General features: G+C 61.8%; 14 protein-coding genes. 11 read left to right on the forward strand and 3 right to left on the reverse strand.

Going from position 1 to position 16,446, the window contains the following annotated elements:
- Nucleotide 1: 1 nt before the first annotated feature.
- Nucleotides 2–1,000 (reverse strand): dTDP-glucose 4,6-dehydratase, encoded by a 999-nt coding sequence (gene rfbB / locus NG701_RS10530; RefSeq protein ID WP_252567643.1) that lies wholly within the window; start codon nt 998–1,000, stop codon nt 2–4.
- Nucleotides 1,001–1,154: 154 nt separating this feature from the next.
- Between rfbB and NG701_RS10535 the strand changes: the two genes are divergently transcribed.
- A complete protein-coding gene (locus NG701_RS10535) occupies nt 1,155–2,903 on the forward strand; it encodes a GH25 family lysozyme (protein ID WP_252567219.1) in 1,749 nt (582 codons plus the stop codon).
- A gap of 33 nt (nt 2,904–2,936) precedes the next feature.
- Here the strand turns inward: NG701_RS10535 and NG701_RS10540 are convergent, their stop codons facing one another.
- Entirely contained in the window at nt 2,937–3,641 is a 705-nt protein-coding gene (locus NG701_RS10540; protein ID WP_252567221.1) for a glycosyltransferase, read from the reverse strand.
- 200 nt (nt 3,642–3,841) lie between these two features.
- On the opposite strand from NG701_RS10540, the gene NG701_RS10545 reads away from it, so the two are divergent.
- From NG701_RS10545 to NG701_RS10580, 8 genes are all read left to right on the forward strand, one after another.
- Complete coding sequence (locus NG701_RS10545; RefSeq protein ID WP_252567223.1) at nt 3,842–5,080, forward strand: polysaccharide biosynthesis protein; 1,239 nt, start codon at nt 3,842–3,844, stop codon at nt 5,078–5,080.
- Nucleotides 5,067–5,996, forward strand: a complete 930-nt coding sequence (locus NG701_RS10550; RefSeq protein WP_252567225.1) for a glycosyltransferase — start codon at nt 5,067–5,069, stop codon at nt 5,994–5,996. The genes NG701_RS10545 and NG701_RS10550 overlap by 14 nt, the downstream gene beginning before the upstream one ends.
- Nucleotides 5,997–6,066: 70 nt before the next feature.
- On the forward strand, nt 6,067–6,816 hold the full coding sequence (locus tag NG701_RS10555) for a glycosyltransferase family 2 protein (RefSeq protein ID WP_252567227.1): 750 nt from the start codon (nt 6,067–6,069) through the stop codon (nt 6,814–6,816).
- A gap of 2 nt (nt 6,817–6,818) precedes the next feature.
- Nucleotides 6,819–7,253, forward strand: coding sequence for a DUF2304 domain-containing protein (locus NG701_RS10560; RefSeq protein ID WP_252567229.1), 435 nt, complete (start codon nt 6,819–6,821; stop codon nt 7,251–7,253).
- Complete coding sequence (locus tag NG701_RS10565) at nt 7,254–8,141, forward strand: glycosyltransferase family 2 protein (RefSeq protein WP_252567231.1); 888 nt, start codon at nt 7,254–7,256, stop codon at nt 8,139–8,141.
- 24 nt (nt 8,142–8,165) lie between these two features.
- Nucleotides 8,166–9,260, forward strand: a complete 1,095-nt coding sequence (locus NG701_RS10570) for an NAD-dependent epimerase/dehydratase family protein (RefSeq protein WP_252567233.1) — start codon at nt 8,166–8,168, stop codon at nt 9,258–9,260.
- Between the two features lie 16 nt (nt 9,261–9,276).
- Nucleotides 9,277–10,167 carry a glycosyltransferase gene (locus tag NG701_RS10575; protein ID WP_252567235.1) on the forward strand — a complete coding sequence of 297 codons (891 nt, stop codon included), beginning with the start codon at nt 9,277–9,279 and terminating at the stop codon, nt 10,165–10,167.
- Between the two features lie 206 nt (nt 10,168–10,373).
- Nucleotides 10,374–12,305, forward strand: coding sequence for a hypothetical protein (locus NG701_RS10580; RefSeq protein ID WP_252567237.1), 1,932 nt, complete (start codon nt 10,374–10,376; stop codon nt 12,303–12,305).
- Nucleotides 12,306–12,368: 63 nt separating this feature from the next.
- Here the strand turns inward: NG701_RS10580 and NG701_RS10585 are convergent, their stop codons facing one another.
- Nucleotides 12,369–13,451 carry an acyltransferase family protein gene (locus tag NG701_RS10585; protein WP_252567239.1) on the reverse strand — a complete coding sequence of 361 codons (1,083 nt, stop codon included), beginning with the start codon at nt 13,449–13,451 and terminating at the stop codon, nt 12,369–12,371.
- A gap of 137 nt (nt 13,452–13,588) precedes the next feature.
- On the opposite strand from NG701_RS10585, the gene rfbA reads away from it, so the two are divergent.
- A complete protein-coding gene (gene rfbA / locus NG701_RS10590) occupies nt 13,589–14,452 on the forward strand; it encodes a glucose-1-phosphate thymidylyltransferase RfbA (RefSeq protein ID WP_252567241.1) in 864 nt (287 codons plus the stop codon).
- Between the two features lie 8 nt (nt 14,453–14,460).
- Nucleotides 14,461–16,443 (forward strand): DUF6541 family protein, encoded by a 1,983-nt coding sequence (locus tag NG701_RS10595; protein ID WP_308292597.1) that lies wholly within the window; start codon nt 14,461–14,463, stop codon nt 16,441–16,443.
- The last annotated feature ends 3 nt before the right edge of the window (nt 16,444–16,446 follow it).

The following is a 16,446-nucleotide window of genomic DNA, read 5'->3' on the forward strand; positions in this document are numbered from 1 at the left end:
TTTACTGGCCCTGTTCCTTGTACTTGGCTTCGGTCTGGGCCTTCTGCGGCCGCCACCAGTCCTCGTTGTCGCGGTACCACGCGATGGTGTCCTCGATACCGGCGTCGAAGTTGGAGAACTGCGGCTCCCAGCCGAGCTCGTCGCGGAGCTTCGTGGAGTCGATCGCGTACCGCAGATCATGGCCGGGACGGTCCACCACGTGGTCGTAGGCGTCCGGGGACTGGCCCATGTGCTTCAGTATCAGCTCGACGACGTCCTTGTTGTTCTTCTCCCCATCGGCGCCGATCAGGTAGGTCTCGCCGATCCGGCCCTTGGCAATGATAGCGAGCACGGCGGATGAGTGGTCGTTCGCGTGGATCCAGTCACGGACGTTCTCGCCCTTGCCGTACAGCTTGGGACGGATCCCGTCGATCACGTTGGTGATCTGGCGCGGGATGAACTTCTCCACGTGCTGGTACGGGCCATAGTTGTTCGAACAGTTGCTGATGGTCGCCTGCAGCCCGAAGGAACGCACCCAGGCACGCACCAGCAGGTCCGAACCGGCCTTCGTGGACGAGTACGGGCTGGACGGGTTGTACGGGGTCTGCTCCGTGAACCGCTCCGGGTCATCGAGCTCCAGGTCCCCGTAGACCTCGTCGGTGGAGATGTGGTGGAAACGCTTGTTGTGCTTCCGGGCGGCTTCGATCAGCGTGTACGTTCCGATGATGTTCGTGTCCAGGAACGGGCGCGGGTCATGCAGGGAGTTGTCGTTGTGCGACTCCGCCGCGTAGTGGACCACCACGTCGCAGTCAGCCACGAGCCCGTCCACCACCGAAGAATCAGCGATATCGCCTTCCACGAAGGACAACCGGTCCGCCGGGAGGTTCCGGAGCGATTCCAGGTTGCCCGCGTACGTGAGCTTGTCCAAAACGGTGACATGACTGTCGGTAGTGGCAATGACATAGTGGACAAAATTGGAGCCGATGAAGCCGGCGCCGCCGGTAACGAGGAGTTTCTGCATGGTGCACAGCTTACCGGCAACCGCTTTGCCGACCGATTTGGAGACCGTGGCATTCTTCACTCCGATAACACTGGTCACACTAGTAACGGTTGGGTACTCTCAGTAGGACGACGGTGGAAGTTCTCCCCGCGCAACAGATTTCTCGGGGGCAACCGTGACCATACTCAAATCCCGCCGCGCAGCACTGCTGGCTGCAGCGCTTGCTGTTCCTCTGTTGTTAAGCGGAACCAGCGCTGTGGCCGTCACCCCGGCGCCCACTCCGCCGCCCACGACGACGGCCCCCTCCCCTGAACCGTCCGTGGCTGAGTCACTCGGTCCCACCATGCAGCCCACGCCTGCCGGGCAGACGACGGCGGCCCCCTCGGCGAGTGCGGAAGCGTCGCCAGCACCGACCGCAGCGGCGGCCAAGGCCCAGGCCCCATCACCCGAGGCCGGCCAAGCCGCAATGGGGCGCGCTGGAATGAACGCTCCGTCGGCGGAAGGCCAGGCTCCTCAGGCCAAGGCCCTGAGTTCGGAATCAGCCCAGCCGTCGGTCCCGGAACAGCCCGCCAGCACAGTCGGTCAGCCACTGGGCCTGGACGTTAGTTCCTGGCAAGGGTCGGTAAATTGGACCGAAGTAAAGAACAAAGGTGCCCGGTTCGCGTATGTGAAGGCGACTGAAGGCACTACCTATAGGAACCCGTATTTCGGCGCCCAGTACGGCGGCGCCACCTCCGCCGGGCTGTTCCGGGGGGCGTACCACTTCGCCGCACCCAGTGTGTCCGACGGCGCGACCCAGGCGCAGTTCTTCGTGAACAACGGTGGCGGCTGGTCAGCCGACGGCGTCACCATGCCGCCAACCTTGGACATCGAGGACAACCCCTACGGCGGCTCAGACAAGTGCTATGGAATGACCCCATCGCAGCTGACCACCTGGGTGCGTGACTTTACGTCTACGCTCTATCGCCTGACCAGCAAGCAAGCCATGATCTACACGGGCTACTACTTCTGGCGCGACTGCCTGGGAAACACCTCTGAGTTCAGCAGCACCAACCCGCTCTGGCTGGCTTCTTACTACACCAGCAGCCCTGCCGTCCCGGGTGGCTGGTCGACTTACACGATCTGGCAGTACGCGAATGACTACGCCAACGCCGCGCAGACCGTCAAGGCAACATTTCCCGGAGACCAGAACGTTTTCAACGGAAACATCGACCAACTGCGGAAGCTCGCCGCTACCCCTGACAGTTATCCCGTCGGGCTGATTCCCGGCGCGACACTTCTGACAGGAAAGTGGGCCGGAGATGGCAAGGCCCACGTCGGCTGGTTCAAGGACGGCTTCTGGTGCCTGCAGATGGCATTCTCGCCTCGGCGCTGCTTCCCTTACGGGAATCCGGGTGACAAGCCAGTGGTTGGCGACTGGAACGGCGACGGAACGGCCGGCATCGGCATATTCAGGAACGGTGTGTGGTGGCTGGTCGATGACATCAATACGATGGCCATTACCAAGGTGGTCGGCTTCGGCGTCGGCTCTGACACTCCGATCGTCGGTGACTGGAACGGTGCAGGCAGGGACAGCATCGGCATCTGGCGCAATTCGAACTTCCAGGTCAATTACAACATCGACTATCCGGTGGTCAACGAGTACTCGGCGTTCGGCGTCCCCTCTGACACTCCGATCGTCGGCGACTGGGACGGCAATGGAAAAACGAGCATCGGCGTTTGGCGGGACGGTGTGTGGTGGCTGAGCAACCGCGTTCAGTGGCCGCTCGTGTCGGAAGTCCTCCCGTTCGGGGTGTCCACCGACCGGCCGGTCACCGGCGACTGGGATGGCAACAGGTCCACCACCGTGGGCATCGTGCGCGGAAACAGCTGGCAGCTCACCAACAGCCTGGCTCAGCGGGGCGTAGACGTCTCGTACTTCTAGCTCTGCCCGAACCTGGAGGCTCCGCGCAGCCGGTCACGCAGACGCGCGGAGCCTCCGCCGAGCTTCCACCATGAGCCTTATGAGGACCACCCGGGCGGCCATCATCACGCTTAACGAACGCCAGCCACGGGGGGTCGCGTTGTCGTTGTGGATCCTGCGCAGCAGCGTTGCCTCGCCCAGGTGCCTGATGGAGCCGGCGCTGTTTCCCAGAATGGCCAGCCAGAGATCATGGGACTCCCGCAAGTACGGCGGAATGGGCGCGAAACTGGACAGGACTTCACGGCGGAACGCCATGCCACAGCCGTAGTAGGCCCTATATCCGACCAGGATTCCGAAAAGGTTGGCCCGGTGCCTGGCGCTGTCCGATTCCTGCAGCAGGGGGATCCCGGGACGGTCACCGCCGCCCAGGACGTCAAAATTTGACGCGACGACGGCCGCTGACTCGAGTGCTTCGAGCATGGCGTCCAGCCGTCCTTCAACCCAGACGTCGTCTTGGTCGGAGAGGAAGATGGCGTTGCCGCGGCTTGCCAGTGCGGCCTGTTCGAAGGACTGCACATAGCCTTGGTTGGCTGCTGCCTCAATGAGCCTGATTCTTGCATCCGTAAAGGAACGGATGCGGTCCACGGTCCCGTCCGATGACGCATCGTCGACAATCACGATTTCGTCGTCAGGACCAAGTTCGCGAAGGATGGATTCGAGTTGTTCATCGATGTAGCGGGATCCATTGTAGGTCGCCATGCAAATGCTGGCTCGGATCGGCTGGTGGTCAGGCTGGTCGGCGGCTGTCATGGCCTCACATTTCAATCGCGGCAAGTGGTCGCCGCCGCGATGCAGGGCGGGATCCGTCGTCTGCACCATAGTAGGTGACAGCTGGCGGGGCACGCCCATCCCGTAAGATCGACAAAGCCCCATACAGAAAACCAAGGACACCCCAACGAATGAAGACCGTACTGCTGCGCCTTTCCGGGTTCACGGTTTTGCCGCTGCTGTCCTTGATCACCCCGCTCTTGTTGCTTCCAGTGATCTCCAGCGTGGTCGGAGGAGAGGGCATTTCCAGTGTTCTCTCCGGCCAGGCAATTGGCACGTTTGCCGCTACCGTGCTGATGTGGGGCTGGAATGTCGACGGCCCCGTTGCGGTGGCACGCGCGACCCGCGAGGACGAGCGTGCCCGTGTTTATGCGGGGAGCATCCGCACGCGCCTTCTCCTGCTGGGCCTTGTACTGCCTGCATCGGCCGTCGTTACGGCGCTCGTGGCAGTTCCGGCGTATCGGTGGGAAGCCGTGGCCATGGCTTGGGCGGTAGCTTTCGCGGGGATGTCGCCGTCGTGGTTCTGCATCGGGTTGGGGCAGCCTCGGCTGCTGGCCCTGTACGACACCGTTCCGCGATTCCTGGCTTCGGCCGCCGCTGCCCCGATCCTACTGCTGACGGGCCAGCTCTGGATCTACACGGCCCTAGTGGCTATCGCCTCGATCATCGCACTGGTCGCCTTTCACCGGAAATTCTCGCCGGGCCAACGCTGGCTTCCCACCGACGCCCGCGCCTCGTTGGGTGAACTGGCTGCCCAAGGCCGGACCGCAGGAATCAGCCTTGCGGGCAACGCCTACGCTTCGACGCCGACCCCGATCGCGACAGCGAGCACATCGCCAGCGGCATCGGGAAGTCTCGCCACAGCTGACACGCTGTACCGCTTCGGCCTCTTCACCGTCATCGCCCTGGGGAACGCGTTCCAGGGCTGGACGATCGAACACGGAGCAACCAACCGCCGCAAACGCCACCTGGCTGCCATCGTCGCCCATGCCGGGCTTGGCCTGATCGGAGCGGTTATCCTGACGCTGGCCGGGCCGTTCGTCAGCAGTCTCCTTTTTGTGGGCAAGGCCCAAGCCACCACGGAACTTTGCCTCTACTTCGGTTTGGCCTTCCTCTTCCTTAGTGCCAGCACGCCATTCATTCGAAACCTGCTGATTCCCGCGGGGCGGCAAAACCTGGTCCTGACCTGGACTTTGGTTTCCGCTGCGTTCGGCGTGGCGGCCATGATCTGGGCCGGCGCGGCCGGCAATGCACCCGGGATCGCACTGGGCATGGCGCTGAGTGAAGCCGTGCTATTCGTCACCCTGCTCATTCCGGGCTGGAAGCTACTCAGCCACGAAAGATTGGACCCAATCCTTGACGCAGCATGATACCGAACCGTCGGTCGTTGCCGTGGTGGCCGCATTCGGGCCCTCAGTATCACTTGTGGGCACTGTCCGTGATCTCCTGAATCAGGTCAGTCACGTGGTTGTCGTTGACGACGGTTCGCCGATCACTGCCGGCCCTGTCCTGAAAGAGTTGATCGATGCCGGTGCCACCGTAGTGCGCCAGCCGCGGAACTCGGGCATCGCCGCCGCACTGAACGCCGGCATTGACGAGGCACGTGCGCAGTGGGATCCTGACTTCTTCCTGACGCTGGACCAGGACTCGTCCCCGACGGAGCAGTACGTCCGGCTTGCCCTGGACACCTATCGCCGGGCGCTGACGGCGGGCCATCGAGTGGGCTTCATTACAGCTTCCGAGTACAGCGGGCATCCGGTTCCGGTCCTTCACGGCAAGGGACCATTCACTCAACCTTTTGATCCGATGCAGTCCGGCTTCCTCATCCCCCGTTCGACACTGGATTATGTTGGCCCCTTCGAGGAAGGGCTGTTCATCGATGGCGTTGACTCCGAATACACGATGCGCACGCGGGCAGCAGGCCTGGCTGTGTTGGTGGGTGAGGGCTGTGAAATAGAACATGACCTGGGCGAACGGGAACCCTCCACCCTGTTCGGCAGGCCCGTACGGATTCTGGGACGTGAAATCTCCTACAACTACCACTCACCCAGCCGGGTCTATTACATCTGCCGCAACGGAACTCTCCTGACGCGCAGGTACCTCCTAAAGGATCCAGGATGGGTGGCCCGTCGCTTGGTTGAGGAATTTAAAGCGCACCTTTTGAGGTTTGCGTTCAGCCCAGGCCGCCTCAAGCTCGCCAACGCTGCCGTCACCGGATTCCGGGACGCCCTTCGCGGCACCACGGGCCGAATCCCGGACGAGCTGGAACAACGGCTGCTCCGCTGACCTGCCGCGGCGGTGACTCCCCCGTAGTATCTCCGATGAGCCTTTCTGGAATTGATATAGTTTGGACAACATGGAACCGAATCCCTCCCCGCGCATCCTGGTGATTATGCCTGCCTGGAATGAAGCCGAAGCAGTCGGCAACACTGTTCGGGAAGTCCTGCATACCAACGCTCGCTACGACGTCCTGGTGGTCAATGACGGATCCACGGACAACACGGCCGAGGAGGCCGTGGCCGCTGGTGCTACAGTCCTTAACCTCCCTTTTAACCTCGGTGTCGGTGGAGCAATGCGGGCAGGGTTCAAGTACGCCCGTCGCTTGGGCTACGCCCAGGTCATCCAGGTGGATTCTGACGGCCAGCACGACCCCCGCAGCATCGATGAAGTCCTTGCCGGCCTTGCCCACGCGGATATTTCCATCGGCGCCCGTTTCGCTGACCGTGGCGAGTACAAGGTGAATGGACCGCGAAAGTGGGCAATGCAGCTCCTTGCCAAGGTCATCTCATCACTTGCAAAAACCAAGCTGACCGACGTGACCAGCGGATTCCGGGCCGCCAACCATCGGGCCATCACCCAGTACTTGGACCACTACCCCGCCGAGTACCTTGGCGACACCATCGACTCGCTTGTTGTCGCCATCCGATCCGGGTGCACTGTAACGCAAGTGCCCGTCGAAATGCGGGCGCGTCAAGGCGGGAAACCCAGTCATAACCCTGCCAAGGCCGCCATTTACCTCGGAAGATCGGTGTTCGCGCTGCTGTTCGCCCTGACAAGAAAACCGACCGCCCCGGCTGTAATTGCCGCCGATACCATAGGAGCCTAGCCTTGGGCAATATCGCAGCATTCCTGCTGGCTCTCGCTATCGTCGCCCTCGTGATCGAAATGCTCCGGCGCAAGAAGCTCCGGGAAAAATACGCCGCACTGTGGCTGATCGTCGGTGTAGCCACCTTGGTATTGGCAGCCTTCCCCCGACTGCTTAACATTGTGGCCGAATACGTCGGCGTGCAAGTGCCTTCCAACCTTTTGTTTGCGATGAGCATCCTGATGTTGCTGGGCGTTTGCCTTCACCTTTCCTGGGAGATCTCAGTGGTAGAGGACGAAACAAGAACGCTCGCAGAGGAAGTCGCCATCTTGCGGACGCAAGTGGAGGCCCTGGAGCAGCACGCCAGCGTCGGCGCTTCCCCGCGGGCAGCCAGCCCACGTTCGGCGGACACGTCGACGACCCACCTGGACCTACCCACTGAAAGCTCGGATTCCTAAATGCCCCTAGATATTTTCGTCCCCTACTGGGGCGACTCCGGTTACATGAAAGAAACGGTCCGCAGCGTCCTCGCCCAGGAAAACGGCGACTGGCTTCTGACCGTCGTGGACGACGCCTACCCGAGCACTGAGATTGCCGACTACATGGCCGGAATAGATGACGCCCGAGTGAAGTACGTCCGCAAGGACGTGAACGCAGGCATCACTGAGAACTACCGGACGTGCGTAGCGATGGCTACGCAGGAAGTCATGGTGATCCTTGGCTGCGATGATGTTCTGTTGCCAAATTATGTGGACGTGATCCTCGACGCGCATAAGCTCTTCCCCGATGCAGCCATCATCCAGCCGGGCGTTGAGGTAATTGATGAAAACAGCCAGGTAGTCAGCACCCTGGTTGATTCAGTCAAGCAGACGATCGTCCGGCCGCGGGGCCGGGGCAAGCAGGTCATATCCGGCGAGGCCATCGCTTCTAACCTGATGCACGGCGACTGGCTCTACTGGCCCTCGTTGACGTTCCGGACGGACAAGATCCGTGAGGTCGACTTCCGTGACGGCTTCCCCATCATCCAGGACTTGGCCCTCATCATGGACATGATCTACAAGGGCGACCAGCTACTGATCGATCCAGATGTGTGCTTTCAGTATCGAAGGCACTCGAACAGCGCGTCCTCCACCAAACTGATCGATGGGTCACGGTTCGCCGGCGAAAGGGAGTATTTTGCCGTTTCGGCCGCCCAGGCAGAAGCGCTGGGCTGGCACCGGGCCGCCCGCTCCGCCCGGCTCAGGCTCATGTCACGGGCCCATTCGATTTCACTGCTGCCCAAGGCAGTCATCAACCGCAATTCAACAGCTGTTAAGGCCCTCGTCCGCCATTCATTCGGCAAGTAACCAGCCTGCAACGAAAGGTCCCCTGTGACTTCTCCTGAAACGACGTCCCGTCCGGGCGGCACCGTCCTCATCACGGGCGGCGCCGGCTTCATCGGCTGCGCCATCTCCGCCTCGTTGGCGGACGCCTTCGACCAGGTAGTGGTCGTCGACAGCCTGCATCCGCAGATCCACGCTTCCGGAAAACGGCCGGCGGAACTCGACCCGCGCGCGGAACTCCTCGTCGCCGACGTCGCCGTGGCCAGCACCTGGGACACCGTCCTGGCGCAGCATTCACCCGACGTTGTCATCCACTTGGCCGCTGAAACCGGCACCAGCCAGTCGCTGGAAGAGGCTACGCGCCACACGCACGTCAATGTCGTCGGAACATCACAGCTGCTCGATGGTTTGAACCGTCACCGGAAGCTGCCTCGCCGGATCGTGCTGTCCTCCAGCCGGGCTGTCTACGGTGAAGGCGCCTGGGCCGACGCCGATGGCAAACTCTTCTACCCGGGGCAGCGGACCAGCGAAACCCTCGACCAGTCGCAGTGGGACTTCCCCGGCGCTGTTCCCGTAGCCATGAAGGCGTCGGAGACCTTCCCGGCACCGGTGAGCGTTTATGGGGCCACGAAGCTTGCCCAGGAACATGTTCTCCAGGCGTGGGCAAAGGCCTATGCCGTGGAAACGGTTATTCTGCGCCTGCAGAACGTCTACGGTCCAGGCCAGTCGCTGATCAACCCTTATACGGGCATCATGAGCCTGTTCTGCAGGATGGCCATGGGCGGCAAGTCCATCCCCCTGTACGAAGACGGCGAAGTCCGGCGCGACTTCATTCTGATTGATGATGTAGCCTCCGCGATCGTTGCCGGGGCGGTCTCACCCACCGTCCAAGCCGAACCAATGGACATCGGATCAGGTGAATTCCAGACCATCGGGACTGCTGCCAAGCTCATAGCCGCACACTATGACGCGCCCGAGCCGCACGTCACGGGACAGTATCGCCAGGGCGATGTCCGTCATGCCTGGGCCGATATCACGGCCGCCGAAAAGGTCCTGGGCTGGACCCCGCAGTACAACCTCGCCCAGGGAATCGACCGTCTCGCCAATTGGATTGACGTCCAGCCCGACGTTCAGCCCGCCTGACCCGAGCGGACCAGACATGCCTTCTGTTGCCGCCGTCGTCTCCTTGTTCAATCCCGACGACGGCGTCCTGGCCAATGCCCGGGCGCTGCTCGGCCAGGTGGACACGGTCATTGTTGTCGACGACGGCAGTCCACAGGATCCAGCCCCGGTCCTGGAGCAACTGGCCACTCTGGGATGCACGGTTGAACGCCTGGGCAGAAACTCCGGCATCGCCGCCGCACTCAATGCCGGCATAGCCGTTGCATTCCGGGGTTCCGGGAACCCCGACTACATCCTCACCATGGATCAGGACTCCCTACTCGACGCCGGGTACGTTGGCTCCCTTGTCGCTGCTGCGACCGCTGCAAGGGCCGCCAATGTCCCGGTTGGCATGGTGGGGCCAGGAGCCGTCCTTGGACTGCCCGTGCGGCGCGCCGGGAAGTTGAACGGCATCGAACTCGGCGGCGAGCCGATCCAGTCGGGACTTCTCATTCCGGCGTCCGTCCTTGAACGGCTCGGGCTGTTCCAGGACAGCCTCTTTATCGACGGCGTGGACAGTGAGTTCTATCTCCGCTGCACCGCCGTCGGACTCCGGACCATCATTGCCCCGGAGGCGGCACTCCAACACTCGTTGGGCAGTACTTCAGCGGCGATCGTGCTGGGGAAAGAGGTTTCCATTGGCGGCCAACCTCTCAAAGTCCGGACGGCTGCCGTCTGGCGGTACTACTACCTTTTCAGGAACCGCATCCTCCTGGCGAGGCAGTACGGCGTGAAATTCCCGCTCTGGACGCTGAAGGGGTTCCTTGCGGACTACCGGCACCTTGCCATCGTCACACTGCTCGCCCCCGGCCGCCGCGCAAGGCTTGCCAATGTACTCAGTGGTATTGTCGACGGCGTGCGCGGCGTCTCCGGTCCTCGCAGCCGTTAGCCACCAAGACTTTCCACCGGGCAGGATCGCGAACAGACCCGCCCGCCGCCGTACTTAAAGCAACGCACCCAGGGCAGCCAGGGACGCAACAAATTGGGGAACAACCAGTGAATCCAGCCGTTACAGACCAGCAGGCGCTTCGTCCCAGGGCTTTCAGGGAATCCTCCCGTTGGCCCCGTCCCGGAGCGCTGGCAATCCGCTATCTCATGGGTGCTGCTGGCTTCATGGCCGTGGGTGGGGTTGTGATCGCCCTGCGGTCAGCGGGCCTGCTCCAAGGCGTACCAGGGCTGATCCTGGCGGGAGTCCTCTTTCTGCTTGTCCCCACAACAAAAGTGCTCTCACAACGCATCCTCTTCAACGGGTTAATCGTTACCGGCCTGATTCCGTTGTCTTGGTGGATACCGGAGCGGTTCGTCGGCATCGATCACGGAACCATCCTGCTAGCAACCCTGGCCGGGCTGCTCTCCGGATGGATTCTCTCAGCACGCTCAATCCCGCCACGGCTCCACCGTTTGCTTCCCCATGTGCGCGGGGTAGACGCCCTGCCGTTCCTTGCTGCCGTCATGTCGGCGCTGTCGCTTTACACGATGCTGACGATCCGGATCGCCTCCGACGCCTTGTCCATCATGATGAGCCGGTGGGACTACAACTCACACTTCAGCATCTACTACATGATCCGCAGTGGCGGTGGAGTGATTCCGACCATTCCTACGGCATCCGATGGCGCCGCTTGGGGTTTTGGGGAGTATCCGCAAGGATTCCATACGTTATTGGCGACGGTGTCGCAGATCCTGCGACCCAAAATAGTTAGCCTCGACAGCGAACTTGTTTCTTACATCAACCTGCAGGCCGCCTGCAGCGTGTTTACCGTGCTAATCGTTGTTGCAGGCATGTGTTCCCTTCCTGCGGTTCGCCGGAGGCAGGCGATCATGGCCACCGGCGTTGCCGTCGCCTCGGCAGCCTGGATCTACGGCCCGGGATCCATACCTGTCTATGAAGGCTTCGCAAACTTCTATCTGGCATGCGGAATGGCGGTGGCCACAGTGCTGGCGCTCTTGACCTTCCAGCGCCGAATCCCCGTGATCGGGGTGGCAGCCGTGGGCGCCGGCCTAGTGGGTATCGCGAACAACTGGCTCCTGCTTCTCTCGCTGGTGGCTGTTGTCCTCCTGGCAAAACTTTGGGTGATCGGCCGCAGCCCAAAGAGCTACAACCGGCGGTGGTGGATCCTCACGGCGGCAGCGACAGGTATCACCCTTCTCGGCGTAGCCCTGCCCGTCCTCCAGATTGCGCCGCTGATCCGTTCCAGCCAGGCCATCCTGGAGGCCACCGGCGGCATTGCCTTCCCGGACTTCGGCCTGGCATTGGTGACTTTGGCGATGGCGCTAGTTTTGGGCATCTGTAACCGGAGCGCCGTGGCACGTACGGACTGGCTGCGATTGAAGCAGCAAAGGATCGACGTCTCCATGGCTGCTGCGGGGCTGCTCGTGCCTATCGCTCTGTGCATCTGGCTCGCCGTCACTCAGAGCCTGCAGAACGGCGAAATCTCCTACTATTTCCATAAGTACCTTATTGCGGTACTGCTCCTTGCCTGGCCATTGACTGTGGCAGCTGCGGCGACCCTGATCCCTGTGGCGCCGAGGCACGAACCGGCACGTCGCCAGCCCGCCCGTACGGCGGCCCTCGGTCTCCTTGGCGTGACCGCTACCCAAGTCTTTGGTTTCACGGTCCCGGGTCTTGAGACTGTTGGCCTTCCGCCAACAGCTAAGCCGCTCGTCGAGCTTGCCAGCCAGGCCTCACACATAAAGTCGACTCCGGCATACGTGCATCGGCTGATCGAGAGCGCCCGCGATCCCCAGGCCGCGTCGACGATCTATATTCCGGCGGCAGGCACCGTGGACCCGGTGTTGGCTGCACGCTGGCACTGGGGTATGCGCGCCATGGCGTCCTCTACCACGACCGATCTCAGCTTCCAGGTGGTTGACATCGCCAAGGACTACTCACAGGCTCCTCAGGTGATCGCGCGCATTCTGGCGGAGCATCCGTCGATGACGGCCATCGTCGACCCGGAACTTTTCCCCCAGGTGCATGGGTATCTCCTGGCACACGGTGGTGCATCCAGGCTGGTGCCGGTGCCGTAACGCGGACAGAAAGCAATGAGGCCGGACCTACAGGTCCGGCCTCATTTGGATCTCGCAGTGGACCTACACAGTCTTCTTGGCCCGGCGCATTACTGGCCGTTCGACAAAGAACCAACTGGCTGCGGCGAGGGGAACCGTGCAGACAGTTGCAGCAAGCGTGAACCACCACACCCCCCAGTGATAGGCGCCGAAGACTGCCAGCAACTGCTGGACGGGGAACGCATAGATGTAACCGCCGTAGGAAAGGTCGTTCTTGGCCACGAAGGAAGGCTGCGGCAGCCACGTGGAGATCCAAAGCAGCGCATAGGTGATGAAGGGGGCAGCGAGCTGGCCGCCAAAGCCGTCCACAAAGAAAATCGAGGCGGCGGCCAAAACAACAGAAACGGGCCCTGCGACCTTATGAATGCCGATCCGGGAGCTGAGGACCTGAATCACGGCACCGCCCAGGAAATACGGAACCAGGCGTGCCGCGAGCTCAAAGTCCAGATTCGACTGCAGGTAAGGCTTGAGGGCGGCGATGTTAGCCCAAATGGCGACGCTGGCCAGGAAGGCAACGATCATCGGCCACGGTGTCCTCTTGAACAGCGGGACAAAGCCTATGAAGGCCACAAGCAGGTAGCACAGGAATTCAAAGTACAAAGTCCACAACGAGCCGTTCCAGGCCCCCGGGTAGGGCACGTTCGCAGGAGTTCCTGCTATGTCATAACTGACGATGTGCAGGGCCATATTCGCAAAAACTGAGTTCAGGGGCGTGGTGGGTGTCTGCCAGAAACCCGACAGAGAGCCATGCTGGACCAGGTAGGCAATCGGGGCGAAGACGAAGGCCATGACGACGAGGCAGACGATGAAAGCGGGAAAAATCCTGGCCACGCGGTGGACCAGATAGGTTCCGATCCTATTGCTGAACCTGCTCGCCGTGATCAGATAGCCACTGATACCAAAGAAGCCAGCCACCGCCCAGCCGCCCAGGTTTTCGCCTCGGAAACCCCAGCCATTGCCCTCCCCGACTACGTGCCAGCTGTGGGCGAGGAGCACCAAAAAAGCAAGGAAGAGCCGGATGAGATTGAGGCTGTTCGCCCGTGGATCCAGCCGGCTCCCGAGAGTCGGGGCTGGAATTGCGTTTGGTTTCAGTACAGCAGTGCTCAAGCCCGGCTTCCTTCGTGGTGTTGTCCAGACTGACAATTCTACCTTGCTGCCCCGTTGCCGCCGGCGAGGGGCGGGCCGGAGCGTCGCAGGAAGGCTCTGGTTTGCTGTGAACGCTCCGTTGGTAGAGGATTGGGACCATGCGTGGAATTATCTTGGCCGGCGGGACCGGATCCCGGCTACACCCGATCACCCTCGGCATCAGCAAGCAGCTGGTTCCCGTCTATGACAAGCCGATGATCTATTACCCGTTGTCCACCCTAATTCTTGCGGGCATTCGGGACATCCTCATCATCACCACCCCGCACGACGCCGAGCAGTTCCAAAGGCTCCTCGGCGACGGCAGCCAATTTGGCGTTAACCTGACGTACGTTCAGCAACCGTCGCCCGACGGCCTTGCACAGGCGTTCATCCTGGGTGCTGAGCACATCGGCAACGAGACGGTGGCGCTCGTCCTGGGTGACAACATCTTTTACGGCCAAGGCATGGGCACCCAACTGCGGAAGCACGCGGATATCAACGGCGGTGCGGTGTTCGGCTACTGGGTCAAGGACCCCAAGGCTTACGGCGTCGTTGAATTCGACGGCGACGGCAAAGCCCTCTCCCTGGAGGAAAAGCCGGAGAAGCCCCGCAGCCACTACGCTGTGCCTGGTCTCTACTTCTACGACAACGATGTCATCGATATCGCCCGTAACCTCAAGCCCTCCCCGCGGGGTGAACTCGAAATAACGGACGTCAACCGCGCCTACCTGGAAAAAGGGAAGCTCCAGGTGGAGATCCTCCCCCGGGGAACGGCCTGGCTGGACACCGGAACCTTCAACGACCTCAGCGACGCATCGAATTTCGTGCGCACCATTGAGAACCGTCAGGGACTCAAGATCGGCGCGCCCGAGGAGATCGCCTGGCGGAACGGATTCCTCACAGACGACGAACTTAGGCAACGGGCCGAGCCTTTGGTCAAGAGCGGGTACGGCCAATATCTCCTCGGCCTGCTCGAGCCGTAGCAAGCCAGATGTGGTTGCCGGTCCTTCCGCAGATTTTTCTCTCCTCTCTACTCCTGCTGACACCGGGTCTGGCCGTTGCCCTGTCGCTGCGCTTCAGGTCTTTTGACGCCTTAGCGCTTGCACCTGCCCTGTCCGTGGGCGTCCTCGTTGTGACTTCAACGGGTACGCCGTTCCTTGGTGCCCCTTTTGGGGTCGTCGCTGTCGGCGTCGCCACCGCCTTGCTGGCAACGGCAGGATTTTTCGTGAGTCGTCTCAGGCCCGAGCAGCAGCACACGGCCCGAGGATCCTCGATGTTGGTACGGTCGGCACCATTCGCGGCCTTCACTGTTGCCGCGTTGCTGCTTGCATGGAGGGCGTTGCAGGTCATTGGATCCCCCGGATCTATTTCCCAGACATATGACGCAGTTTTCCATCTCAACTCCGTCCGATTCGCTCTAGATACCGGCCAGGCTTCCTCCCTAACCATCGGAGCCATGACCGGAGGCGGCTTCTACCCGGCAGGGTGGAACGCGGTAGCAATGTTCGTGGCTTCAGTCACGGGGGCAGACGTCCCAGCGGCTGTGAATATCACCAGTATCGTCCTGTCAGCGGTCTTCTGGCCCCTCAGTTGCCTCCTGATGGCCCGTTGGATCGCGGGGCCGAGTCCAACTGCCACTCTCGCGGCCGGAATCGCGTCCGCCTCGCTTGGGGCATTCCCCCTGCTGATGATGGATTTCGGAGTCTTGTACCCCAACCTGCTCGCCATCAGCGTCCTGCCCGCAAGTATTGCGCTGGCAGCCAAGTTCCTTGGCATGGCAGATCCTGGGCGGTCGCCTGTTCTGCCGACAGCGTTGGCGCTTATGCTGTGCCTCTGTGGCCTTGCAGTATCGCATCCGACCACATTCATGGCGTGGCTCGTTTGGACCGCCCCGATGGTGGGATTCCTGGTTTTCACATCAGGCCCTGCCATCTGGGCTGCCCGCGCCACCGACAGTCGCCGCTACTATGCCGCTGCGACAGCCCTGGCAGGTTACGCCATCGTCTTCCTCATCCTGTGGATCTACCTTCGACCGCCTGAAGAAGCTTCGTTCTGGGGTCCATACCATACGGTCCCGCAGGCTGTCGGTGAAGCGTTGCTGGTGTCACCGATGGGTCTCGCACCGGCCTGGTTGGTGGCACCGCTGGTCCTCCTCGGCGTGTGGGCGTGCTTCCGTACCCTTGAGCGACATGCATGGGTTATTGCTGGTTCCATTATTTTCGCGGGATTGTTTGTCATAGTTTCCGGATTTCCTATTTCTCCGCTCCGGAACTTCCTGGCCGGGGTCTGGTACAACGACAGCTACCGCCTCGCGGCCCTCCTGCCTGTTGGGGCGGTGCTGCTGGTGGCTGTCGGAGTGGCCTGGGCGGTCGCCCAGATAGGTGCCGGGAGTTGGCGCGAGCCGGTGGATAAGCTTTTTGGAACCGCCACCCTGGTTACGCCCTCGCGGAGCCGGCGGCTGCTGGCCTACGCCGGAGTGGCAGTCCTGTCGGCAGCTGCAATCGCCCTCGGACAGCAGGGCGGGCTACAGCAGGAAGTGGCCCAGGCGTCCAGGCAATACTCAATCAGTGACGACTCACCGCTGGTCTCCGCGGATGAGTTGGCAGTCATCCAGCGGCTGGAGCGGACAGTGCCTGCCGGTTCCACTCTGCTTGGAAATCCGTACACGGGGGCAGCGCTCTCCTACGCCCTTGGTGACCGGAAGGCCGCCCAGCTGCACATCCTCAGCTACGTCTCTCCAGAGCTTCAGGAAATCTACGACGAGCTCGGAATGGTGGCTTCAGACCCTGAGGTGTGCGCCGCAGTTAAGGACGAAAACGCCTACTATGCCCTTGACTTTGGATCCAAGGAAGTTCATGGCGGGGACCACACCCCGCCCGGACTCAAACACCTTGAGAGTAATCCGGGGGTTGAACTGATCGACAGCCAAGGCGAAGCCAAGCTCTATAGGATCACGGCCTGCGACGGCTCCTAACGA

The organism is Pseudarthrobacter cellobiosi (assembly GCF_023913815.1).
GTDB lineage: Bacteria > Actinomycetota > Actinomycetes > Actinomycetales > Micrococcaceae > Arthrobacter > Arthrobacter cellobiosi.